A 20,493-nucleotide genomic window follows, 5' to 3' on the forward strand; every position below is an offset into this window, starting at 1 on the left:
AGCCGAAAGGTGCTATAGAGCTGAGTGAGGTTACCTTGACTGCGTTACAAACTGCTGTTGAAGAACTAATCCTAAAAATTCAACACGCTTCCCCATCAACACATCGTGTGACGGTAAAGATGGATTTACCTGCAAACACGGATCTTATCGATTGGATGGATGCTCAACCTGTATTTCCTAAGTTTTATTGGCAATCGCGTGATAGCCGAGAGGAAGTCGTGGCGCTTGGGCAAATCAAAACCTTTACCGACCCGATGGCGGCGGAAAAGATCCTTGCCGATGATCAGCGTGTTTGGGGGGGGCGTTCATTTGACGGACGTAGCGATCGTAATCGCCGCTGTTTGTCCTCTTTTTTCTTTTTGCCACAATGCGAAGTGATTCGAATGGATCAAGCTTGGCACTTGGCAGCGAATATTCCTGCTGAAACTCAAAGTCGTGAAAGCTTGGTAAAAGCACTGCATAAATTTACTTATGCCACGACCTCAATCAGCAGAATTCGAGCGAAGGTACTCTCGCGCTCTTATGCGCCAGATTTTTCAGGCTGGTCAAACATGATTGGTCAGGCGCTTGATGCCATTTCTCAGAAAGTGTTTGAGAAGGTGGTGTTGGCTCGCCGCACAACGTTAAAACTCGATAATGCAATTTCGCCAGCGCAATTGCTGAAAGCGAGTCGCAACAGCAATACCAATAGCTTCCATTTTATGATGGCGCTTGATGCTAAGCATTGTTTCATTGGCTCGACGCCAGAGCGTTTGTTTTTACGTCATCACCATGATCTAAAAACGGAAGCCTTAGCGGGCACGATTGGTCGTGGTGTGTCAGAAGCCGAAGATGGTCGCCTGGCGCAATGGCTGTTAGACGACAGCAAAAACCGCTATGAAAACCGCTTAGTGGTCGATGATATTGTGGGGCGTTTAAACCCATGCTGCCAACAGCTAAATGTGGCACAAGTCCCTGAACTAGTAAGACTGCGTAAAGTACAGCACTTAAAACGTAGCATCGATGGTCAGTTGCACGAGCAAGTGTATAACGCGGATTTGCTAGATAATTTGCAGCCAACAGCAGCCATTGCTGGATTGCCGCGTGATAAAGCGCTCGATTTTATTTCTGAACATGAACCTTTCGCGCGTGGTTGGTATAGCGGTGCGGTGGGCTTTTTGAGCCGTCAACGTAGTGAGTTTTGTGTTGCGATCCGCAGTGCATTGATCATGGGTGAAGAAATCCATCTTTTTGCTGGCGCTGGCATTGTGCCGGGCTCTACAGCCGATAGCGAATGGAAAGAGCTCGATCGTAAGACCTCGACTTTGTACAGCTTAATTGATGCTAATTTACCTGATGTGTGTAACAGCGAGCACAATATTGAGCAGACCGAGAAGTGGGAGCGTCAATCAGCATGAGTGCAACACCGCTTCAGCCTAGCGCAGCAACTTTGATGCCATCGACTTCGTATCGTGCTGCGCTTAATCAATGTTGGGCTAGCTTGATGTTAGATGAGTTAGCGCGGTTAGGGGTACAAGATGTTTGTATTGCACCGGGCTCTCGTTCTACACCGCTAACCTTGGCCGCCGCTAAGCATGAACATCTGACTTTGCATACTCACTTTGATGAGCGCGGTTTAGGTTTTCTTGCCTTGGGGGTAGCGAAAGCTAAGCAAGCTCCGGTGGCGGTGATTGTGACATCTGGTACCGCAGTCGCTAATTTGTTACCAGCAGTTGCTGAAGCCGGATTAACCAAAGAAAAGTTGGTGTTGCTAACATCTGATCGTCCGCCAGAGCTCATTAATTGTGGTGCTAATCAAGCGATTACTCAACACGGCATATTCTCATCTCACGTTACTGCATTTTACGATATTCCATCGCCAACGCTCGATATTTCACCTGCATGGTTGCTGACCACTCTTGATGAAGCTATGCATCAGCAAATCCTTCATGGTGGCGCTGTGCATTTCAATTGTCATTACCCTGAGCCTCTTTATGGCGAAGCGGTCGATTTTAGCGATTACTTGCGCCCCGTGACTCACTGGCAGCAAGATAGCCAGCCTTATCTTGCGTTTCAAGCTAATTCACTTGCACAACCACAGATAGATAAAAGCGTGTGGCAAGCATTTGCTCAAGGTCGTGGTGTGATTGTGGCGGGTAAGTTAGCGCCTCAAGAATTTGCCGATGTAGAAGCACTTGCTAATCAATTGGGCTGGCCGTTACTTGCCGACCCCCAAAGTGGTGGCACATCTGACTATCAAGGTTTTGATGTCTGGCTGCAAAACTCGCAATGTCAAGCATACTTAGCGCAAGCGGATACCTTGCTGCAGTTTGGTGGTCGTCTGGTTTCTAAGCGCCTTGGCCAATGGATTGCGAAACAAGAGTGGCAAAACTATTGGTTAGTTGATCCTATTAGTTCACGTCTTGATGCCAGTCATCGTCGTGGATTACGCATCCAAGCTAATTGCCAATCTTGGGCGCAACAAGCGCTGGCAACACAAGTCACTTCAAGCAACGCCCATTGGGCACAAGCGTTGGTCACTGCTGCGAATGGTTATCAAACGGTGTTGGCTCAGCATACTCAAGACTTGTCAGAGCTGAGCTTAGCAGCACAATTACCGATGTGGGTTGTAGAGCACGATGAAACGAGAGAAGCCGCACCAGCAGAATGGTTTCTTGGCAATAGCCTAATAGTTCGTTTGCTCGATATGTGCGGTACCATGCCCAATGCGGTGACCTTTAGTAATCGCGGAGCGTCAGGGATCGATGGTTTGATTGCAACAGCGGCTGGTGTACAGCGTGGTCGACAGCAAGAGAATTATGCTCAGGCGATGATTTGTTTACTGGGTGATACGTCACTCTTGTACGATTTAAATTCCTTGGCATTGTTACGCCAAACTCAAGCGCCAATGGTGGTGATCGTCACGAATAACGATGGTGGCGGTATTTTTGATTTATTGCCTGTCCCTGAAAAGCAGCGCGATGATTTCTATCGTATGCCGCATGGCTTGGATTTTGAGCATGCTGCTCGCATGTTTGATTTAAGCTATCGCTGTCCAGCGGATCTTGAACAAACTCAAGCGGCAGTATATGAAGCGCTAGATCATATGGGGACGACGCTTATCGAAGTGAAAACACCTGCGGGTGATGCCGGTGAGCGACTTAAAGCCTTGATGGCTGAGGTAAGAGATGCGGCTTTATTCTGAAAGCTTTTATCCGCTGGATGTTCAGTCTCATGCGACGGTGCAAAGTACGTCGCGACCAACGCTGGTATTCCTGCACGGTTTGCTTGGTAATGGTAGTGACTGGCGTCAGGTGATCGATCAGCTAAGCCGAGCTTACCCTTGTTTGACCATCGATTTACCGGGCCATGGGCACAGTCATGCTGTGTCGGCACCAGATTTTGATGGGGTAAATCAGAGTTTATTACAGACGCTGGTTGAACGTAATGTCGAACAATATGTGCTGGTGGGTTATTCGATGGGCGCTAGGGTTGGTATGTACCATGCGGTTAATCAATCCGGCTCACAGACACCCGAGCGCGTAAAAAAGCAACCACAATTGATAGGCTTAGTAGTTGAAGGTGGTCATTTTGGGTTACCACCGACAGAACGTGCTACAAGATTTGCAAATGACCAAAAATGGGCTCATCGTTTTGCCGATCAGCCCATGACCGATGTTTTATCGGATTGGTATCAACAACCGGTATTTTCATCACTGGATCATGACCAAAGACAAAGTTTGATCACAAAACGCAGTGATAATCTTGGTCACTGTGTTGCACAGATGATGCTGGCTACAAGCTTAGCGAAGCAACCGGAATTACTTGCCAAGATAAAAACGCTTACTGTGCCATTTTGTTATCTTTATGGTGAGCGCGATGAGAAATTTAAATGTCTGGCAACGGCGGCAGAGGTGAATGCTATTGCTATCGCTGATGCGGGGCATAACGTACATGTTGAGCAACCAGAGTTGTTCGCACAGTACATCAAAGAGTTTGTTAAAAATTGCTGTTAGTCGCAGCAATGTAATTGAAGAAATTAGGAAAGAATCATGGCTAGAACAGTAGGTCTGACAGAAGAAGAACTTTACGCGCCAGCTGAGTGGACGGATTGTTCAGAAGGATATGAAGATATTCTTTTTGAAAAATCAGCCGACGGTATTGCCAAAATTACCATCAACCGCCCACAGGTTCGTAATGCGTTCCGTCCTCAGACAGTAAAAGAAATGATCGATGCATTGGCAAATGCACGTTACGACGAAAACGTTGGTGTGATTGTTCTTACTGGTCAAGGTAAAGACGCATTCTGTTCTGGTGGTGACCAGAAGATCCGTGGCGATTACGGCGGCTACCAAGATGATCAAGGCACTCACCACCTAAACGTACTGGATTTCCAACGTCAAATTCGTACTTGTCCAAAACCTGTGATTGCTGCTGTTGCTGGTTATGCTGTAGGTGGTGGTCATGTACTTCACATGATGTGTGATCTGACTATCGCTGCTGATAACGCACAGTTTGGTCAAACGGGTCCTAAAGTAGGTTCGTTCGACGGTGGCTGGGGCGCATCATACATGGCTCGTATCGTTGGTCAGAAAAAAGCGCGTGAAATTTGGTTCCTATGTCGTTTCTACGATGCGCAAGAAGCACTGGATATGGGCCTAGTTAACCACGTTGTTCCTTACGCTGAGTTAGAGCGTGAGACTGTGCGTTGGTGTCGTGAAACGCTTCAACATAGCCCAATGGCACTACGTTGCCTGAAAGCTGCGTTGAATGCTGATTGTGATGGTCAAGCGGGTCTGCAAGAACTTGCTGGTAACGCAACCATGATGTTCTACATGACAGAAGAAGGCCAAGAAGGTCGTAACTCTTTCAACGAAAAACGTCGCCCTGACTTTAGCAAATTCAAACGTAACCCATAAGGCGAGCTGGTATGAGAAGTGTAAAACTGTACCGCTACCAACTGCCGATGGATACTGGCGTTATTTTGCGTACTCAGCGTTTAGTAACCCGTGAAGGTTGGGTTGTTGAGCTACGTGATGGTGATGCGATTGGTCGTGGTGAGATTGCTCCTTTGCCTGAGTTTAGCCATGAAACGTTAGAGCAAGCGGGTGAGCAAGCGCAAGCTTGGCTAGCTAACTGGCAAGCAACTGGCGAACAAGATTTTGGTGAGCTATATCCATCTGTCGCATTCGGTTTGAGTATGGCTCTCATGGAGCTAGCTGGTGAGTTACCAGTCGAAGGTAACTACCAAGTGGCCCCATTGTGTTCAGGTGATCCTGATGATTTGGTGGTGCGTCTTAATGCCATGTCTGGTGATAAAATCGCCAAGATCAAAGTGGGCATGTACGAAGCGGTACGCGACGGTATCGTGGCAAACATGTTTATTGAAGCGATTCCTGAGGTGAAACTGCGTTTGGACGCAAATCGCCAGTGGACTCCGACGAAGGCGCATCAGTTCGCTAAGTATGTGAAGCCAGAGCATCGCAGTGGTATTGCTTTCCTTGAAGAGCCATGTACGACGCCAGAAGAGAGTCTCGCTTTTGCCCAAGAAACAGGAATCAACATTGCGTGGGATGAAACCGTGCGTGATGAAGGTTTTGAAGTGAAAGCTGAGCCGGGTGTGGCGGCGATTGTGATCAAGCCAACGTTGGTCGGCTCGGTAGCTCGTTGTATCGAATTGGTTGAGCAAGCGCACGCGCAAGGCCTGACAGCGATCATCAGCTCTAGCATGGAATCAAGCTTGGGTCTGAATCAACTTGCTCGTTTTGCTAAATGGCAAACCGCAGATGTGATCCCTGGTCTTGATACTATGCAGTTGTTCAAAGCACAGCTTGAGCAAGCATGGCCTGAGTGCGAATTGCCTGTGATGCCACTTTCAGAACAAGAGGTGGTATGGCAGCAGTAAGTTCAACGCTTGCTCCTTTCACCACTTGGCCCTGGCAACACTGGGCAACAAAGCGGCCGATGATGGCCGCTTTGTCGTATGGTGAGCAAAGCTATACATGGCAACAAGTAAGCGAAAAAGTAGAAGATTATGCTCAGGGCTTGTTAGCTCAAGGTGTAAAACGAGATCAATTGATTGCTGCTATCACGCCTAATTCACTTGAGGCGGTATGGCTATTGTTAGCGACTGTCCGTGTTGGTGCGCGTTATCTCGGCTTAAATCCGCGTTTCTCAGCTCAAGAGCTCTCAGATTTACTTGATGCTTTGCAACCCAATGTTGTGTGGCAAGCTGAAAGTGTGGATTTTGTTGCTTCAGCGCAATGGCAACACATCAGCTTTGAGAAACTCAATCAGCAGCATCTTGTTCCTGTGACTTGGCAACCGAGTCGAGCGGTGACGTTTACTTTAACGTCTGGGTCGACGGGGATGCCTAAAGCCGTAGTTCATACTGCCGCGCAGCATCTTGCGAGTGCCCAAGGGTTGCTGGAGAAAATGAATTATCAGCAAGGGGATAGCTGGCTATTATCTTTGCCGCTGTTTCATGTTTCGGGCATGGCCGTTGTCTGGCGCTGGTTACAGCAAGGGGCGCAGATGGCGATCCCGGCTGGTGGTGATTTGGAGCAAGAGCTAACTAAGGTCACACATGCTTCTTTGGTGCCTACTCAGCTACAACGTGTGCTGCAAGCTCAAGAGCAGAACTCAGATGATATTAGTACTAGCTCTTCTTCGTTGAGCTTAAAAGAAGTGCTATTAGGCGGTGCGGTGATCCCTACCGACTTGACTTCAGCAGCTGAAGCGGCGGGGATTGCATGTTGGTGCGGCTATGGCATGACAGAGATGGCATCGACAGTAACCGCTAAGCGAGCAGATGCTTCAAATGGTGTAGGGCAAGTGTTGCCTAATCGCGAAGTGATGGTTAAGGACGGTGAAATTTGGGTGCGAGGCGAGAGTCTCTGTTTGGGGTATTACCAAAACGGCACTATTTTTCCTGTGATAGAGCCTGAATTGAGCGTTGATCAGCTTTCAACTGATGCATGGTTTCGTACTCGTGATCTCGGAGAGTGGCAGCAAGATGAGCTGGTGATTTTAGGTCGCGCTGACAATATGTTTATTTCCGGTGGTGAGAATATTCAGCCTGAATCGATAGAGAAAGTCTTGCTACAACACCCACAAGTGCTGCAAGCATTTGTTCTGCCGATTGACGATGCCGAATTTGGGCAGCGTCCTGTCGCAGTTTTGGCGACGAAAGCGGCGTTGTCAGCAGAGCTGGAACAAGAGTTAGCAAACTATATGGCTAAAGCGGTGACACGCTTTAAATGCCCCGTTCGTTACTTTACGCTACCTTCAGAGTTAATGGCGCGTGGCATTAAAATCTCTCGTGCTCAAGTACAAAGTTGGCTTCGCACGCAGTGATGCCGGAGCTTTCACTTGCTACAAATAGATATGAAAAAGGCGCTAACCAGCGCCTTTTTTTATGCTTGAGAAGAGTAATCAGCCTTTGTTATCTCTTAGCTCTGAAACTCGCTCACGTAGTGTTTGTGAGTTTGCTTCACCAGCTAGGATAGGATCACCCGCCACAATATTCACTTTTGACCAAAAGCGCTTTGGAACTTTCAGCAGTGCTTTGCCACCTTCACGACTGAAGTAACTGCCCCATAAGCCTTGTAGTGCCATAGGCACAATCTTGATATCAGGATCCGTGGTCTTCAGCATGATGTCGATACCGCGCAAGAAAGGTCCCATTTCACCGTCGTAGGTTAGTTGTCCTTCTGGGAAGATACACACCACCTCACCGTTTCGTAGACGCTGCTTCACTTCATTAAACGCTTTCACAATCGAGCGACGATCTTTGGCTGCAATTGGGATCACATGGCACGCATCGCAGAAGGATTTGATCAGAGGTAGCTGATAAATATCACGATCCATCAAGAAGCGAATAGGGCGAGGTGTAGCACCTGCCAGTAACAATGCGTCCATATAGGTAACATGGTTACACACAATCAGGGTGCCGCCTTTTGACGGTAGCTTATCCAAGTCGCTGTGTTTGACACGGTACATAGTGTGAGTCACAACCCATACCACAAAGCGCCAGAAGAAATCAGGAACTTGATAATAGATATAAATCACCACCGCTAAGTTCATTATCGCAAGTAGGAAGAAGAACTGCGGAATTGAAAGCTCAATTACGGATAAGAACACAATGGCACTAATGGCACTTGCCACCATAAATAAGGCATTCCAAATGTTGTTTGCCGCAATGATCTGAGAGCGTTCTTCTGGTTTTGCACGGTGCTGCATCATGGCGTACAGAGGTACGATAAAGATACCACCTGAAACACCAAGCATGGTAAGCGAAATAAAGATGCGTAATAGCTCAGGGTTTTGGACAAAACTTAAAAAAGATTCAGTTGCCGCAATACTATCTGGGGTAGCAAACATTAAATCAGCACTGAAGATAGTGATGCCTAAGCTGCCTAATGGCACGATACCGGGTTCGATTCGATGACCAGACAAGCGATCACAAAGCATAGAACCTATCGCGATCCCTATAGAGAACAAGCCAAGCAAGAAAGATACAGCAGCGGCATTACCGCCTAGATAAATCTTGGCAAAGTTAGGAAATTGCGTTAGGTAACAGGCGCCTAAGAACCAGAACCAGCTGATCCCCATTACACATTGGAATATCGTCTTGTCCTTACGCGCCAGCGCAAGGGTATGGCGTGTTTGTTTCCACGGTTGCCATTTAAAAGTGATGTTCGGTGTTGAAGGTTTTGCTTCTGGTATCCAACGAGAGGTGAGGTAGCCCATTACTGCAAAGCTCACAACGCTGATCGCCGCTAAGAGCTTAGCTTGTTCTTGGTTGGCAATCACACCGGCAATTAAGGTACCCAACAAGATCGCAATGAATGTACCAGTTTCAACAAGGGCATTACCCGAAACCAGTTCTTCTTTTTTTAGATGTTGCGGCAATAGCGAATACTTGGCAGGTCCAAAGAAAGTGGATTGGGTGCCCATCAAGAACAGCAGTACCAATAGTAACAAGTAGTTTTCAAACAGAAGCGCAACAGCCGCGACGGCCATGATCACGACTTCTGCCAGTTTTACTACTCGCATAATTTGTGCTTTGTCGTACTTATCAGCCAATACCCCAGCAGATGCTGAAAAAAGGAAAAAAGGCAGAATGAACAGTCCTGCTGCTAAGTTAATGGCTAAGTCTGAGCTGAACGGCAAAGCACCCGGCGCAGCGAAGGCGATCAAAATCAATAACACGTTCTTGTAAACATTGTCATTGAAAGCACCTAGCGCTTGCGTCAGGAAATAAGGTAAAAAACGCTGTTTTGTTAATAGCCGCGTCTGTGGCGTGTTACTCATTTTCGGTTACTTATTGTTTCCAGGCGGCTAGGTAGGTGTTTAATAGATTATCGATCAGTGCTTGACCGTTAACTGGTGTTGATGTGAAAAGCTTGTCATCAACAGACAGTAGTGTAATACCGTGAACGCCTGACCAAATAACACGACTAGCTTCTAGCACGGCATCGCTAGCAAGATCTGGGTTAATATCTTTGATCAGCTTTTCCAGCATCCCCGTCATGTTGTTGATACGCTCAGATTGCCACTCAGGTAGCTCTTCGCCGTTCATCGTGTGTTGGAAAATGAGTTGCCAACGGTATGGATTCTTAGATGCAAAGTTTAGGTAGCAGTAGGCTAGCTTACGTAGCGCATCTTCAGATGAAGTTGCAGATTCCATTTCCGCAGCAGCTTCAACTGACATTTCATCAAGAGTTTGGGCAACAGAATGTAGAAGCAATAGATTGTAGTTACCGAACACATTAACCAATGTGCTTGGTACGTAGCCAATCATAGCCGCAACCTTACGAAGACTTAATTCGTGATGAGGGCGTTCGCTAAGGAAGAGCTTAACTTGCTCTAGCGTCATACTCACTAGCTCTTCACGAGTATGATCATTTCGTCTTGCCATTAAATAATCTCTTAAATTTTGTAAAAAACATCAGTGCAGTTAATTGCTTTGCTTATATTAGAGCACCGATACATCACAGTATAATATAGAACGATGTTCGATATTTTAATCGCTAGCTGGACTAAGGGTCAAGGTGAATTCAAGCTGGGTGTTTTATTACAAAACAGGTTGTGAGCCCACTCTCACTCTAGCCTTAACGCCTTGTTGTTGGTCAAAATAATGACGCTTAAGCGCGATTGTTTTGACTGTTTTCAATCGATACTTGGTCGTTCAACGTCCAGAAGTCGACCAATATCCCAATCAAGAAGAAACCGAACGTGAACAAGTAAAGGATGCCTGTTAACCATTTCCCCATATACATACGATGTACGCCTAAAAAACCGAGGAAGGTCAGTAGTAACCAAGCCACCGTGTAGTCGATATCACCAGCTTCAAAGCGTAAATCAGCTTCACGATCCATTGACGGAATCAAAAATAAATCGATTAACCAACCGATACCAAATAATCCTAGGGTGAAAAACCACAGGGTGCCAGTCACTGGCTTGCCGTAATAAAAACGGTGGGCGCCAGTAAAACCAAAAATCCACAATAGATAGCCGATGAGTTTGCTATGTGTATCTTGTACTTGCATGGTTGGTGTGCCCCTTAAAGCATTTACGCCATTTATATAAGCGCGACTATATTATCGCTTTACGTTAAGTATTAGCACTAGCTGACTAGCGAAGAAAGTCTAATCGGATGAAAATAAAGCAAAGGTGTCTTTATGACAGCAGCCGTAACATTTTGAGATACCTGTTTGATTGACTTTCCTTTTGGCAGCGTTAGGATGCTGGGAGCTTATTATTGGCAAAGGTATTACTGGATGAAACGCTTTTTTACGCTATTTGCGCTGATTGTTACGGTGGCATTTGTTGCTCCGCACGCAGATGCAAAGAAATTTGGTGGCGGTAAGTCGTTTGGTAAGAGCTTCAAAACAGCTCCTGCTAAAAAACAACAGCCTCAACAAACGGACTCGATTGGTAAACAAAATCAAAATGCGAACCCAGCAGCACAGTCAGGCAAAAAAGGTCTGATGGGTGGTCTGCTTGGTGGTTTATTAGCAGGTGGCCTGCTAGCTGCTTTCTTTGGCGGTGCATTTGAAGGTATCCAGTTTATGGATATTCTGATTTTTGGCCTGATTGCCTTTGTTATCTTTAAATTATTTAAAACCATGCGCAGTAACAAAGCGACGCCGATGGGGCATCGTGAAGCGTATGCTGGAAACTCGCCGCAACAGCCGCAAGCTAACCAGCAATATCGCCAAGCGCCTGAGATGAATACAGCAGCCAACACGGCAAACGCAAATCAAGGTTTTGTATCAAGTGACAGCGAAGTGCCGTTTAACTTGCCGCCGAACTTTAATATGAATGCATTCCTAAGCGGTTCTCGCGATCATTACCGTATCATTCAAGGCGCGTGGAACCATAACGAGCTTGAGAAGATCCGTGAGTACGTATCACCAGCACTGTTTGCTGATTTATCGTCTGAGCGTGCCAAGCTTGAAGGTGAACAGCACACTGAAGTGATGTATGTGGATGCAGAGTTGGTTCGCGCCGATTACAACGCAAGTCTTGCTCAGCTAAGTATTCAGTTTACTGGACGTTACAAAGACAGCCATGAAGGTATAGAAGAAGACATTACCGATATCTGGCACCTTGAGCGTGACCTTACAGCACCGAATGCACCTTGGTTGATCGTAGGTATTCAAGCTTAACCTATACAAGCTATTGATTATAAAGCCGCTCTTTTGAGCGGTTTTTTTGTATCTGAGCCTTGTACGCTTTTTGTTCAACTCTGATTTTTGTGAAAGTCTACGCAGGTTTCATTCACTTCGCTTGGATGAGGAATCTTCGTAATCTTTGAGCTAGGTCGCTTTATTGCTGAAAGCGAGTGGTAGAGAGTTGATCTCGCCACCTAGTTTTCTTTGCTTAACACGCTAGTATTAATTCAGCGCAACGATCATATATAAGAGGTATTTATGCCATATAACAGCGATTTGGTTTCAGAACTTAACCTTCTGGTTAAATTTCCGATGCATAGCGATTTAGAAGGAATCAAGGTGCACAGTGATGCCGCACCTGAAATGATTGATGCAGCTAAGCGTTTGTACGCAAAAGGATTAGTGACTCAAGAAGACGGCGGCTACTTAACTTACTCAGGCCATCAGGCGGTAGAGCATGCTAAGTCTGCATTACGAATTTTGACCGGTAAAGTCACTAACGAATAGATGACTAGACAATATCATGACCTGTATGTCCACAGGTCATGATGTTAGGTAATATTTTCCAACTCAGTAATATTATCGAGTGCTTGTTGATTGCTCGAACCACAAACATCAGGACAGGCTTTAAAGTGGTGACACACTTTTGGTCGTTCTGGCTTGCCAAAAAGCTTACATAAATTTTCATCATTGAGTTGAACGCAGCGAACTCCTGCTGGTTTGCCATTTGGCATGCCGGGAATAGGAGATGAGATGCTAGGGGCGATACAACACGCGCCGCAGCCTAAACGACATTCCATAAAGTTACCTATAATTTGAGTGCGCTGAATTAAGGACGCGCACGTTACCACTGTTGGTAAAGCGGGTCAAAAATGAGTCCTTTTGAGTCGTAAAAAGCATCGAATTAGCGCCGCAGATAAGAGTGATTATTATTCCAGTGCTAATTGTGCGGTTAGCAGTCGCAAATGCTTGCACTTTACGGATTGGCTCGTTATAACACCGCCTTCTTTGCGCTATTAGCAAAGAGTAATTCGATTGAAGGTGATAGGTATGACGCAGTTTTGGCAGCAAAAAGATTTACGTGAGATGACAGACGCAGAGTGGGAATCACTTTGTGACGGTTGTGGTAAATGTTGTCTGCACAAGCTGATTGACGACGACACCGACGATATTTACTACACCAATGTGGCGTGTAGCCTGCTGGACGACAAAACTTGCTCTTGCCGTGACTACCCAAACCGTTTTGCCTCTGGCGAAGAATGTTTGAAGCTCACGCGTGAGCGCATTGATGAGTTTGTTTGGCTACCAGAAACTTGTGCTTACCGCCTATTAGCCGAAGGTAAGGATTTACCTGAGTGGCACCCGCTGATCACTGGCTCTAAAGAAGCTATGCACCAAGCAGATGAATCGGTTCGCGGTAAAATCGTGTACGAAATTGACGTGATAGACTGGGAAGACCACATTTTGAATCACCCAAATCGCTGATTAATAAGCGGTTAGTACATTAAAGTATTTATAGAACCTCAGTTTTGCTGGGGTTTTCGTCGTTTTGGGCTTGGATAAAGTGCAGGGGAGAGTTGGCGCAGTAATGGCTAACTTCAGCGATAAGGCTTTTTATACCTTAGTGTCATATTTATGTAACTAGTGATGGTCTATAAATAGAGTAAGCACATCATTTAATCTATGGGGTAGGTTATGAGTGAAACTAAGATGGATCTTCGCACCAGACACTTCAATGATGAAAGTGGTCACGATAAAAAAGATAGCCTAGACCATATCTTATGGGATGATTATAGCTATCGTTACAATTGTCAGCGCGAGTTAGCGGATCCAAATGCTACCCCGCTGCGTGACAATGAGCATTTAGACTGGCTATAAGTCTAGTTCAGCGTGTGCGCCTTTTAATATTTCCACGATAGGCGCTGCTTTATTGTGGCTACGAATATCTGCGAATAAGGCTTTGGCTTGCGGGTATTCGTGGCGCAGGTAGGCAAACCACTGTTTTACTCGGTTCGGGTAATAAAGCCCTTTATCGCCCTTAATCTCGTACTGGGAGTATTTAAGGAGTAGGGCAAGCACTTGTTGCCAACTCATGTGCGCTTCATTGTGTTTCACCACATTACACAAGTTCGGCAAGTTCAAGGCACCACGACACACCATTAAGGCGTCTGTTTGTGTTGTTTCAATACAGCGCTGCCCATCCTGATAGTTCCAAACTTCACCGTTAGCAATGATCGGCATACGCAGCTTTTGACGTAGTTGACCGATATAGTCCCATTTAATGGTCTCGGCTTTGTAACCATCTACTTTGGTACGAGCATGGATCGTGATTTCATCGGCTCCGGCTTGCTGAACGGCATCGGCAATTTCAAAACAGTGCTCAGGATCATCCCAACCTAAACGCACCTTTGCGGTGACAGGCTTTGTCGGGTGAACGGCTGCGCGTACGGCTTTAACGATTTGGTAAATTTGCTCAGGCTCTTTCAGTAGCACAGCACCGCCGCGACTCTTGTTAACGGCTTTTGCTGGGCAGCCAAAATTGATATCCACCCCAGCAGAACCAAGTTGATCTGCACGGTGAGCATTTTCCGCTAACCAGTGTGGGTCTTGGCCTAATAATTGGACTCGAACCGGGGTGCCAGCCTTGGTTTTACCACCTTGGCGTAGCTCTGGGCAGAGGCGGTAAAACACACTATTGGGTAGGAGTTGATCGACGACGCGGACAAATTCGGTCACACACAGATCGTAGTCATTAATGTCGGTTAGCATCTCGCGCATCAAATGATCCAAGACGCCTTCCATCGGCCCTAAAATTACTCGCATCGCTCTTATTCATCTCGCCTAGTGAAGGGGCGTGATTGTAGTGTGGAATGCGAGTGATGTCATCTAGGCGAGAAGATCTTTTCCTACGATCGTATTTGCACTTGGAGAGTGGGAGAGTGGCTGAAGTGCTTGCTCTAGCATGACTTTTGCTAAATGCTCGGCGGGGATTGGCGTGAAATGCGCTAATGGTCCAATAAGGAGAGGCTGCAATGCCTGCAAGATACCCTGGGTGAGTACTTCATCTCTACGAGGTTTAGAGCGTTCACCTTTTAGCGGCCCTGGTCTGACAAAGGTACAGTGCTCAAAGCCCATTGCTTTGATGGCTTTTTCCATTTTTCCTTTGCAACGCAGGTAATGTGACGGTGAGAGCGGGTGAGCAAATAAGCTCGAAATGACGATAATATGTTGAACCCCAATCATCTTCATCGTCGTGGCGACGTCTTTCACTAAATCATAATCAACCGCTTTGAGCGCGGCTTTGCTACCAGCTTGCTTGAGGGTGGTGCCTAAACAGATGAAGCCAAGTTGTGGTGTGGCTTGTTGATCGCTCCATTCGGTCACTCTGAGCTCAGGATGAACAATCTGCACTAGCTTTTTGCTATGGAAAGGAAGCTCACGGCGCGAAAGCGAATACACGGTGCGGATCTCATCATGGGCAAGCAATTGATGAAGTAACTCATCGCCAACTAAACCGCTTGCGCCAGCGATGACTGCTTGGGTGGTATTTTGCGTCATGTTCTTTCGATCCTTCTCCATCTAAGCCGTCTAGTTTTGCCTCTATTTGCATTGAATTTCAACATCTTTGCGGCAAAATCATGGCATTTATTGACCTATCTTAATTTCAGTCGCGCTGGTAGTCATGAAAAGGTGCTGTATAATCCCGCCTTTGAATATTGTGGTAACGCGGAAAATTAGACATGACAACATTAATGACTTTACCTGCTGACTGGGAAGGCATGCCTGCGGCTTTCATTGAAGGTGCGCTGTTGGCGGCCAATGCTAACCCTAAGCCGCTGGAGCCAGAAGTATGGCTACCTGTGCTGGTGGATGATGGCATGGAAAACACAGATGTGACTGTGTCTGATGAACATAAAGTTGCCATCTTGAATCATTTCGAAATGCAGTACCGCCACATTAAAGCGGGTGAGTACGATTTACCTGAAGCTGTGGCTTGGTCTGAAGCTGAAGGCGTGCATGAAGGTTTGCAGCACTTTGCGGAAGGCTTTCTATCAGTATGGCCACACATTGAGCCAGCATGGGCGGATCAGCCGCTATCTGATGGCACGATGAATATGCTTTCGGCATTGATCACAACCCTAATGCTGGCGATGAACGAAGAAGAAACGCTTGCGCAAATGGCAGAGGCGGGGATTGATAATATGCCAGCGCCAGCAAGCTTGTATCCACAACTTGAGTTGATGGTTACGGAAGTGGTGATGGCGGCTGATGAGCTACAAATTGGTGCTGCTGCCCAAGCGGTTAATCCATATAAAGACACAGGCCGTAACGATCCTTGTCCGTGTGAAAGCGGAAAAAAATTCAAGCAATGCTGCGGTAAATAAATGACGCAACAGGTAGATAAGCCGATTATCACCGTCGTAGCTGGGGTGATTGTTAAAGACGGTCACTATTTTCTGGCACAGCGATTGCCAAATGCGAGCCAAGGCGGTTTGTGGGAGTTTCCCGGCGGAAAAGTAGAAGCTGGAGAAACACCCGAGCAAGCGCTTGAGCGTGAGTTACATGAGGAGCTCACGATAAACACGGTAACAGGACAGTGGTTGGCTGATAGTGTGTTTGACTACGGCGATAAGGTAATCGAGCTCAAAGGCTATTTAAGCCATTGGCAAGCAGGTGACGTTGAGTTACACAGTCATCAGGCAATGGCGTGGGTTTTGCTAGAAGATCTCAGTCGTTACGATCTTTGTCCGGCAGATCTGCCAATTGTTGATGCTTTACAAGCTTTGGCAATGTAAGGCTCATAGAGGCGAGATAAATTAAGGGCGCTCCTAGGAGCGCCCTTGTTGTATTTGATGGTTCGCTAGCAATTAACGCTTAAGCCGTTTTTTGCTCACGTTCAGCTTTGATGCCAAAGAATTGGGCAATGACAATCGTCGCTAGTGCAATAAGGTTGCCTGCGAAAATGATCACCAACCATTGTGGCATGGTTTGCCCCATGAACATCCATACGATCTTGCCACAGTCACCATACGCTTCGAATACGCCAGGTAGCCATTGGTTCAATGGTGCCCAATCGGGGAATTCAACAAAGAGTGCGCAGGTGTTAAATGGCGATGGGTTTAATTGGTAATCGACATGCTGTAGCGATAACACTAAACCTTCATACGCAGCGTAACCCCAACCAGCCAAACCTAACCAACGCACGACAGTGTTTTGTGGTGCACACATACCGACGATAGCCGCGATTGCGATACCAAACATCGCCACACGTTCATAGATACACATGACACAAGGTGGAAGTTTCATGACGTGTTGGAAAAATAACGCGCAGCCTTCAAAAAAGATCACGAATGCAAACAGGAGGAGCCAAGACAGTCGGCTTTTTGAAAAGGAGTATAGGAACTGCATTAATTCATCTCTTTACATGTTGAATAAGCCAGCGCTATGGAGCGGGTGGCATCAATAACCAAATGATAGTAAACAATATAACAAAGCCCTGATCAATCAGGGCTTTATTCTTATTGAGACTATGAAATGTCAAAAAAATTCAATTAATGTCCAACAACAGGAGCGAGACTTGAAGCTGCTTCCGCTGTGTTGTGCACTAACCAGCCCATATCATAGAACCATTCGGTCATTGGCACTAACATAAATTCGATGCCAGCCAAGCCAACAAGAGTTAGCACGATGGTATAAGGCAGTGCCATGTATACCATGCGACCGTAAGAAAGACGAATTAACGGTGCAAGTGCTGATGTTAGTGCGAACAAGAAGGCTGCCTGACCATTTGGCGTTGCCACTGATGGTAGGTTAGTACCTGTGTTGATTGCCACGGCTAACATATCGAATTGATCGCGAGAAATCACACCATGAAGTAGGGCTGATTTCACCTCGTTGATGTATACCGTACCCACAAATACGTTGTCCGATACCATAGATAACAGACCGTTCGCGATGTAGAACATGGTTAACTGAGCGCTACCTTCCATGCTCAATACCCAAGAAATGATTGGGGTAAACAGCTGTTGGTCGATGATCACAGCAACCACAGAGAAGAACACAGCAAGTAATGCGGTGAAAGGCAGTGCTTCTTCAAAGGCTTTACCTAGCGCGTGCTCTTCCGTAATACCAGTAAACGAGGTTGCAAAGATAATTACAGTCAAACCAATCAAACCTACCGCTGCAAGGTGAAGCGCTAAGCCGACGATTAGCCATACCGCAATAACGGCTTGGATAATTAGTTTCGCGTAATCAAGGTTGGTGCGACGTTTACGCTCTTCGTTGTCGTAGTCTTTTAAGATCTTACGGACATTCTCTGGTAGCTTGGCGCCGTATCCACAAAGGTGGAATTTTTCAACTAACACACAAGTTAAGATACCGCAGATAAAGACAGGAATAGTTACAGGTGCCATACGTAAGATGAACTCACCAAATAACCAACCGGCTTGGTCAGCAATGATCAGGTTTTGTGGTTCACCTACCATGGTCATTACACCACCCAATGCCGTACCAACACCCGCATGCATTAGCAGGCTACGTAGGAAAGCACGGTAGTTTTCCAAATCATCACGGCTTAGTTCGTGGATTTGGCTATCTTGAGTGTGGTCATGAGCGGCATGGGGCTCTTGTCCTGACGCGACCTTGTGGTAGATGCTGTAGAAGCCGACAGTCACGCTGATAACCACAGCAATAACCGTTAGGGCATCCAAGAAAGCTGAAAGGAAAGCCGCCATGATACAAAATGACAATGACAGTAAAATTTTCGAGCGGATGCCAATCAGGATCTTAGTGAAAATAAACAGCAGCAGCTGCTTCATGAAGTAGATACCAGCTACCATGAAGACCAGCAGTAGTAATACTTCGATGTTTGCAACTAGCTCGTGCTTGACTTGCTCTGGGCTAGTCATGCCGATGGCAACAGCCTCAATGGCAAGTAAACCACCAGGTTGCAAAGGGTAACATTTAAGTGCCATTGCTAAGGTGAATATAAATTCAACCACAAGCAGCCAACCAGCAGTAAATGGATCAATTAGAAAAAATACAATCGGGTTGATAATCAGGAACGAAATAATCGCAACTTTATACCAATCAGGTGCCTTACCTAGAAAGTTTTTAACGAAGGCGTTTCCCAGCGAAATAGCCATGAATCAGTCTCTTGTAAACTCACCATCTAGTTCACAATTGGTTTAGTTATAACGTATCTCCCCCCTTCAATAGCTCGCATCCACAATGATGCCCACTTACAGGGCTTGCTATGTGCTGACATATTAAAAGTGAAGATTTTACTAACCAATGCTTATCTATCAGGGATTAAGCATAAAAATCTACTAAGTTGTAATGGTTTAATATCATGCCATAAAGCAATCAAAGTAGCGTAACAAGATACCCAATAGGAGGTGGAAAAACGAGCCTAGTCCCACAGGGTATACATGGACTGACAGCAGAGGCGCCTTGGTCGTCATTAAGAGAAGGGTTAACCATGGATTGCGGTTAAGTATTCTAGTGAGACTCTCTAAGCTAAAGACCATTTGGATGGTATTTAACTTAAAGCAGGCAGCAGCTTCCTTTCAGCTCCCAGTTCATTTCGGTGCTAACTGTACAGCCTGATCATTATCAGTCAAGAAATGCTTTATGAACCATGGAATATTAATTCATTGACATTCTAAAACGGGAGTTCAGGTGTGCTAGAACATTAGCTCATGCAATTTACATTTATTGCTTTCAGTAAAACTTGCGCTATGTCAAAATTTGCTCTTAGCATAAAGCAAAATAAGATTGAGCTTTCCGGCAGATTTCGTCATATCCTTAACTAGTGGTATGATGAGTGAATAAATATAAGCAAGAAGCGATTGGATAGAGATTTAAATGGTTATAAAGGCTGACAGCCCAGCAACATTTGCTGAGAAGTACATCATTGAAAGTATTTGGAATAATCACTTTCCGCAGGGTTCAATCTTGCCAGCAGAACGTGAACTTTCAGAACTGATTGGTGTTACACGTACGACGCTTCGCGAAGTGCTACAACGTTTGGCGCGTGATGGGTGGTTGACCATCCAGCATGGTAAACCGACACGTGTAAATAATTACATGGACACTTCGGGTCTGAATATTCTAGACACGCTTGTGACGCTTGAAGGTCAGGACGTACAACGCGTGTTGGCTGATTTGCTTTCTGCACGTACCGACATCAGTAGTGTATTTATGCGCTATGCGGTGAAAGGTAACAGTGAAGAATCAAGCCAGTTGATCGATTCGATCATCGATTCTTGCGAAGCTTTGCTTAATGCAGACTCGTTCGCTGATTTCATTGAAGACAATGAAGCGAAACTAGAGCTACAAGCTGAAGTGAAAAAAATCGTTGATAAATACGGTAAAGACCAACCTGAATTGTGCGAAGCAATTTGTCGCGCACGCGCATTTAACTATTACGATTACCGCTTGTTCCAAGGTATGGCATCGCGCTCAGGTAACACGCTGTATGTACTAACTATTAACGGTTTACGTAAGATCTACACTCGTGTAGGCGGTTACTACTTCATGAGCCGTGAAGCGTGTGAATTGGCACTGAGCTTCTACCGTGATCTGAAAGCTCTGTGTGATGAACATCGTCATGACATGGTTGCAGATTGCATTAAGAAGTACGGCCGTGATAGTGGCGCGATTTGGTATGAAAATCGTGAAACTATTGCTCGCTACATGCACGAAGAAGAGCAGTAAGAGCGCAAGCATTAAGCTTGCTATTACTAAGCCCGAATAAATAAACGCGATGTTTCTTAGGAAACATCGCGTTTTTGTTATGTGGCTATTAATTACTGTTTTTCATTGAAATGCC

The 20,493-nt window shown here is 46.0% G+C and carries 21 protein-coding genes; 13 read left to right on the top strand and 8 right to left on the bottom strand.

Annotation, left to right across the window (positions count from 1 at the left end; translation table 11 throughout):
• Positions 1-35 precede the first annotated feature (35 nt).
• From A3K86_RS13440 to menE, 6 genes are read left to right on the top strand one after another with little or no spacing between them, the layout of a single operon-like run.
• A complete protein-coding gene (locus A3K86_RS13440) occupies positions 36-1,397 on the top strand; it encodes an isochorismate synthase (protein WP_068331861.1) in 1,362 nt (453 codons plus the stop codon).
• Positions 1,394-3,184 (top strand): 2-succinyl-5-enolpyruvyl-6-hydroxy-3-cyclohexene-1-carboxylic-acid synthase, encoded by a 1,791-nt coding sequence (gene menD / locus A3K86_RS13445; RefSeq protein ID WP_084406608.1) that lies wholly within the window; start codon positions 1,394-1,396, stop codon positions 3,182-3,184. The genes A3K86_RS13440 and menD overlap by 4 nt, the downstream gene beginning before the upstream one ends.
• The gene (menH, locus tag A3K86_RS13450) at positions 3,168-3,995 is read left to right on the top strand and encodes a 2-succinyl-6-hydroxy-2,4-cyclohexadiene-1-carboxylate synthase (RefSeq protein ID WP_084406609.1); all 828 of its coding nucleotides are present in this window, start codon (positions 3,168-3,170) and stop codon (positions 3,993-3,995) included. The genes menD and menH overlap by 17 nt, the downstream gene beginning before the upstream one ends.
• Before the next feature lie 36 nt (positions 3,996-4,031).
• Positions 4,032-4,898: a 1,4-dihydroxy-2-naphthoyl-CoA synthase gene (gene menB, locus A3K86_RS13455; protein ID WP_068331864.1), complete on the top strand. Its 867-nt coding sequence runs from the start codon at positions 4,032-4,034 to the stop codon at positions 4,896-4,898.
• A gap of 11 nt (positions 4,899-4,909) precedes the next feature.
• Positions 4,910-5,884 (top strand): o-succinylbenzoate synthase, encoded by a 975-nt coding sequence (gene menC, locus A3K86_RS13460; RefSeq protein ID WP_068331867.1) that lies wholly within the window; start codon positions 4,910-4,912, stop codon positions 5,882-5,884.
• Positions 5,872-7,335, top strand: a complete 1,464-nt coding sequence (gene menE / locus A3K86_RS13465; RefSeq protein WP_068331870.1) for an o-succinylbenzoate--CoA ligase — start codon at positions 5,872-5,874, stop codon at positions 7,333-7,335. The genes menC and menE overlap by 13 nt, the downstream gene beginning before the upstream one ends.
• A gap of 78 nt (positions 7,336-7,413) precedes the next feature.
• Here menE and A3K86_RS13470 read toward each other — a convergent pair whose 3' ends face one another.
• From A3K86_RS13470 to A3K86_RS13480, 3 genes are all read right to left on the bottom strand, one after another.
• On the bottom strand, positions 7,414-9,294 hold the full coding sequence (locus A3K86_RS13470) for an MFS transporter (RefSeq protein ID WP_068331873.1): 1,881 nt from the start codon (positions 9,292-9,294) through the stop codon (positions 7,414-7,416).
• Positions 9,295-9,304: 10 nt separating this feature from the next.
• Positions 9,305-9,901, bottom strand: a complete 597-nt coding sequence (locus A3K86_RS13475) for a TetR/AcrR family transcriptional regulator (RefSeq protein ID WP_068331876.1) — start codon at positions 9,899-9,901, stop codon at positions 9,305-9,307.
• Positions 9,902-10,127: 226 nt separating this feature from the next.
• Positions 10,128-10,532: an NINE protein gene (locus A3K86_RS13480; RefSeq protein ID WP_068331880.1), complete on the bottom strand. Its 405-nt coding sequence runs from the start codon at positions 10,530-10,532 to the stop codon at positions 10,128-10,130.
• A 231-nt stretch (positions 10,533-10,763) separates the two neighbouring features.
• Between A3K86_RS13480 and A3K86_RS13485 the strand changes: the two genes are divergently transcribed.
• Positions 10,764-11,654 carry a Tim44 domain-containing protein gene (locus tag A3K86_RS13485; protein ID WP_068331883.1) on the top strand — a complete coding sequence of 297 codons (891 nt, stop codon included), beginning with the start codon at positions 10,764-10,766 and terminating at the stop codon, positions 11,652-11,654.
• Positions 11,655-11,918: 264 nt separating this feature from the next.
• Positions 11,919-12,167 carry a TIGR02647 family protein gene (locus tag A3K86_RS13490; protein WP_068331886.1) on the top strand — a complete coding sequence of 83 codons (249 nt, stop codon included), beginning with the start codon at positions 11,919-11,921 and terminating at the stop codon, positions 12,165-12,167.
• Positions 12,168-12,211: 44 nt separating this feature from the next.
• Here the strand turns inward: A3K86_RS13490 and A3K86_RS13495 are convergent, their stop codons facing one another.
• Positions 12,212-12,460 carry a YkgJ family cysteine cluster protein gene (locus A3K86_RS13495; protein ID WP_068331891.1) on the bottom strand — a complete coding sequence of 83 codons (249 nt, stop codon included), beginning with the start codon at positions 12,458-12,460 and terminating at the stop codon, positions 12,212-12,214.
• Positions 12,461-12,710: 250 nt separating this feature from the next.
• On the opposite strand from A3K86_RS13495, the gene A3K86_RS13500 reads away from it, so the two are divergent.
• Both A3K86_RS13500 and A3K86_RS22670 read left to right on the top strand, forming a co-directional pair.
• Positions 12,711-13,145, top strand: coding sequence for a YcgN family cysteine cluster protein (locus A3K86_RS13500; RefSeq protein ID WP_068331894.1), 435 nt, complete (start codon positions 12,711-12,713; stop codon positions 13,143-13,145).
• A 210-nt stretch (positions 13,146-13,355) separates the two neighbouring features.
• The gene (locus tag A3K86_RS22670; protein WP_107270351.1) at positions 13,356-13,538 is read left to right on the top strand and encodes a hypothetical protein; all 183 of its coding nucleotides are present in this window, start codon (positions 13,356-13,358) and stop codon (positions 13,536-13,538) included.
• Here the strand turns inward: A3K86_RS22670 and dusC are convergent.
• Both dusC and A3K86_RS13510 read right to left on the bottom strand, forming a co-directional pair.
• Complete coding sequence (dusC, locus tag A3K86_RS13505) at positions 13,533-14,483, bottom strand: tRNA dihydrouridine(16) synthase DusC (protein WP_068331897.1); 951 nt, start codon at positions 14,481-14,483, stop codon at positions 13,533-13,535. The genes A3K86_RS22670 and dusC overlap by 6 nt on opposite strands.
• A 63-nt stretch (positions 14,484-14,546) precedes the next feature.
• Positions 14,547-15,218, bottom strand: a complete 672-nt coding sequence (locus A3K86_RS13510) for an NAD(P)H-binding protein (protein ID WP_068331900.1) — start codon at positions 15,216-15,218, stop codon at positions 14,547-14,549.
• A gap of 182 nt (positions 15,219-15,400) precedes the next feature.
• Between A3K86_RS13510 and A3K86_RS13515 the strand changes: the two genes are divergently transcribed.
• Positions 15,401-16,045: an SEC-C metal-binding domain-containing protein gene (locus A3K86_RS13515; protein ID WP_068331902.1), complete on the top strand. Its 645-nt coding sequence runs from the start codon at positions 15,401-15,403 to the stop codon at positions 16,043-16,045.
• On the top strand, positions 16,046-16,456 hold the full coding sequence (locus A3K86_RS13520) for a (deoxy)nucleoside triphosphate pyrophosphohydrolase (protein WP_068331905.1): 411 nt from the start codon (positions 16,046-16,048) through the stop codon (positions 16,454-16,456).
• A 79-nt stretch (positions 16,457-16,535) separates the two neighbouring features.
• On the opposite strand, the gene dsbB is transcribed toward A3K86_RS13520, so the two are convergent.
• Both dsbB and nhaB read right to left on the bottom strand, forming a co-directional pair.
• Positions 16,536-17,069 carry a disulfide bond formation protein DsbB gene (gene dsbB, locus A3K86_RS13525; RefSeq protein ID WP_068331908.1) on the bottom strand — a complete coding sequence of 178 codons (534 nt, stop codon included), beginning with the start codon at positions 17,067-17,069 and terminating at the stop codon, positions 16,536-16,538.
• A gap of 143 nt (positions 17,070-17,212) precedes the next feature.
• Entirely contained in the window at positions 17,213-18,805 is a 1,593-nt protein-coding gene (gene nhaB / locus A3K86_RS13530) for a Na(+)/H(+) antiporter NhaB (RefSeq protein WP_068331911.1), read from the bottom strand.
• Positions 18,806-19,526: 721 nt separating this feature from the next.
• Here nhaB and fadR point away from each other — a divergent pair.
• Positions 19,527-20,378 carry a fatty acid metabolism transcriptional regulator FadR gene (gene fadR, locus A3K86_RS13535; RefSeq protein WP_068331915.1) on the top strand — a complete coding sequence of 284 codons (852 nt, stop codon included), beginning with the start codon at positions 19,527-19,529 and terminating at the stop codon, positions 20,376-20,378.
• Positions 20,379-20,493 lie beyond the last annotated feature (115 nt).

Source organism: Photobacterium jeanii (assembly GCF_001650345.1).
Taxonomy (GTDB): domain Bacteria; phylum Pseudomonadota; class Gammaproteobacteria; order Enterobacterales; family Vibrionaceae; genus Photobacterium; species Photobacterium jeanii.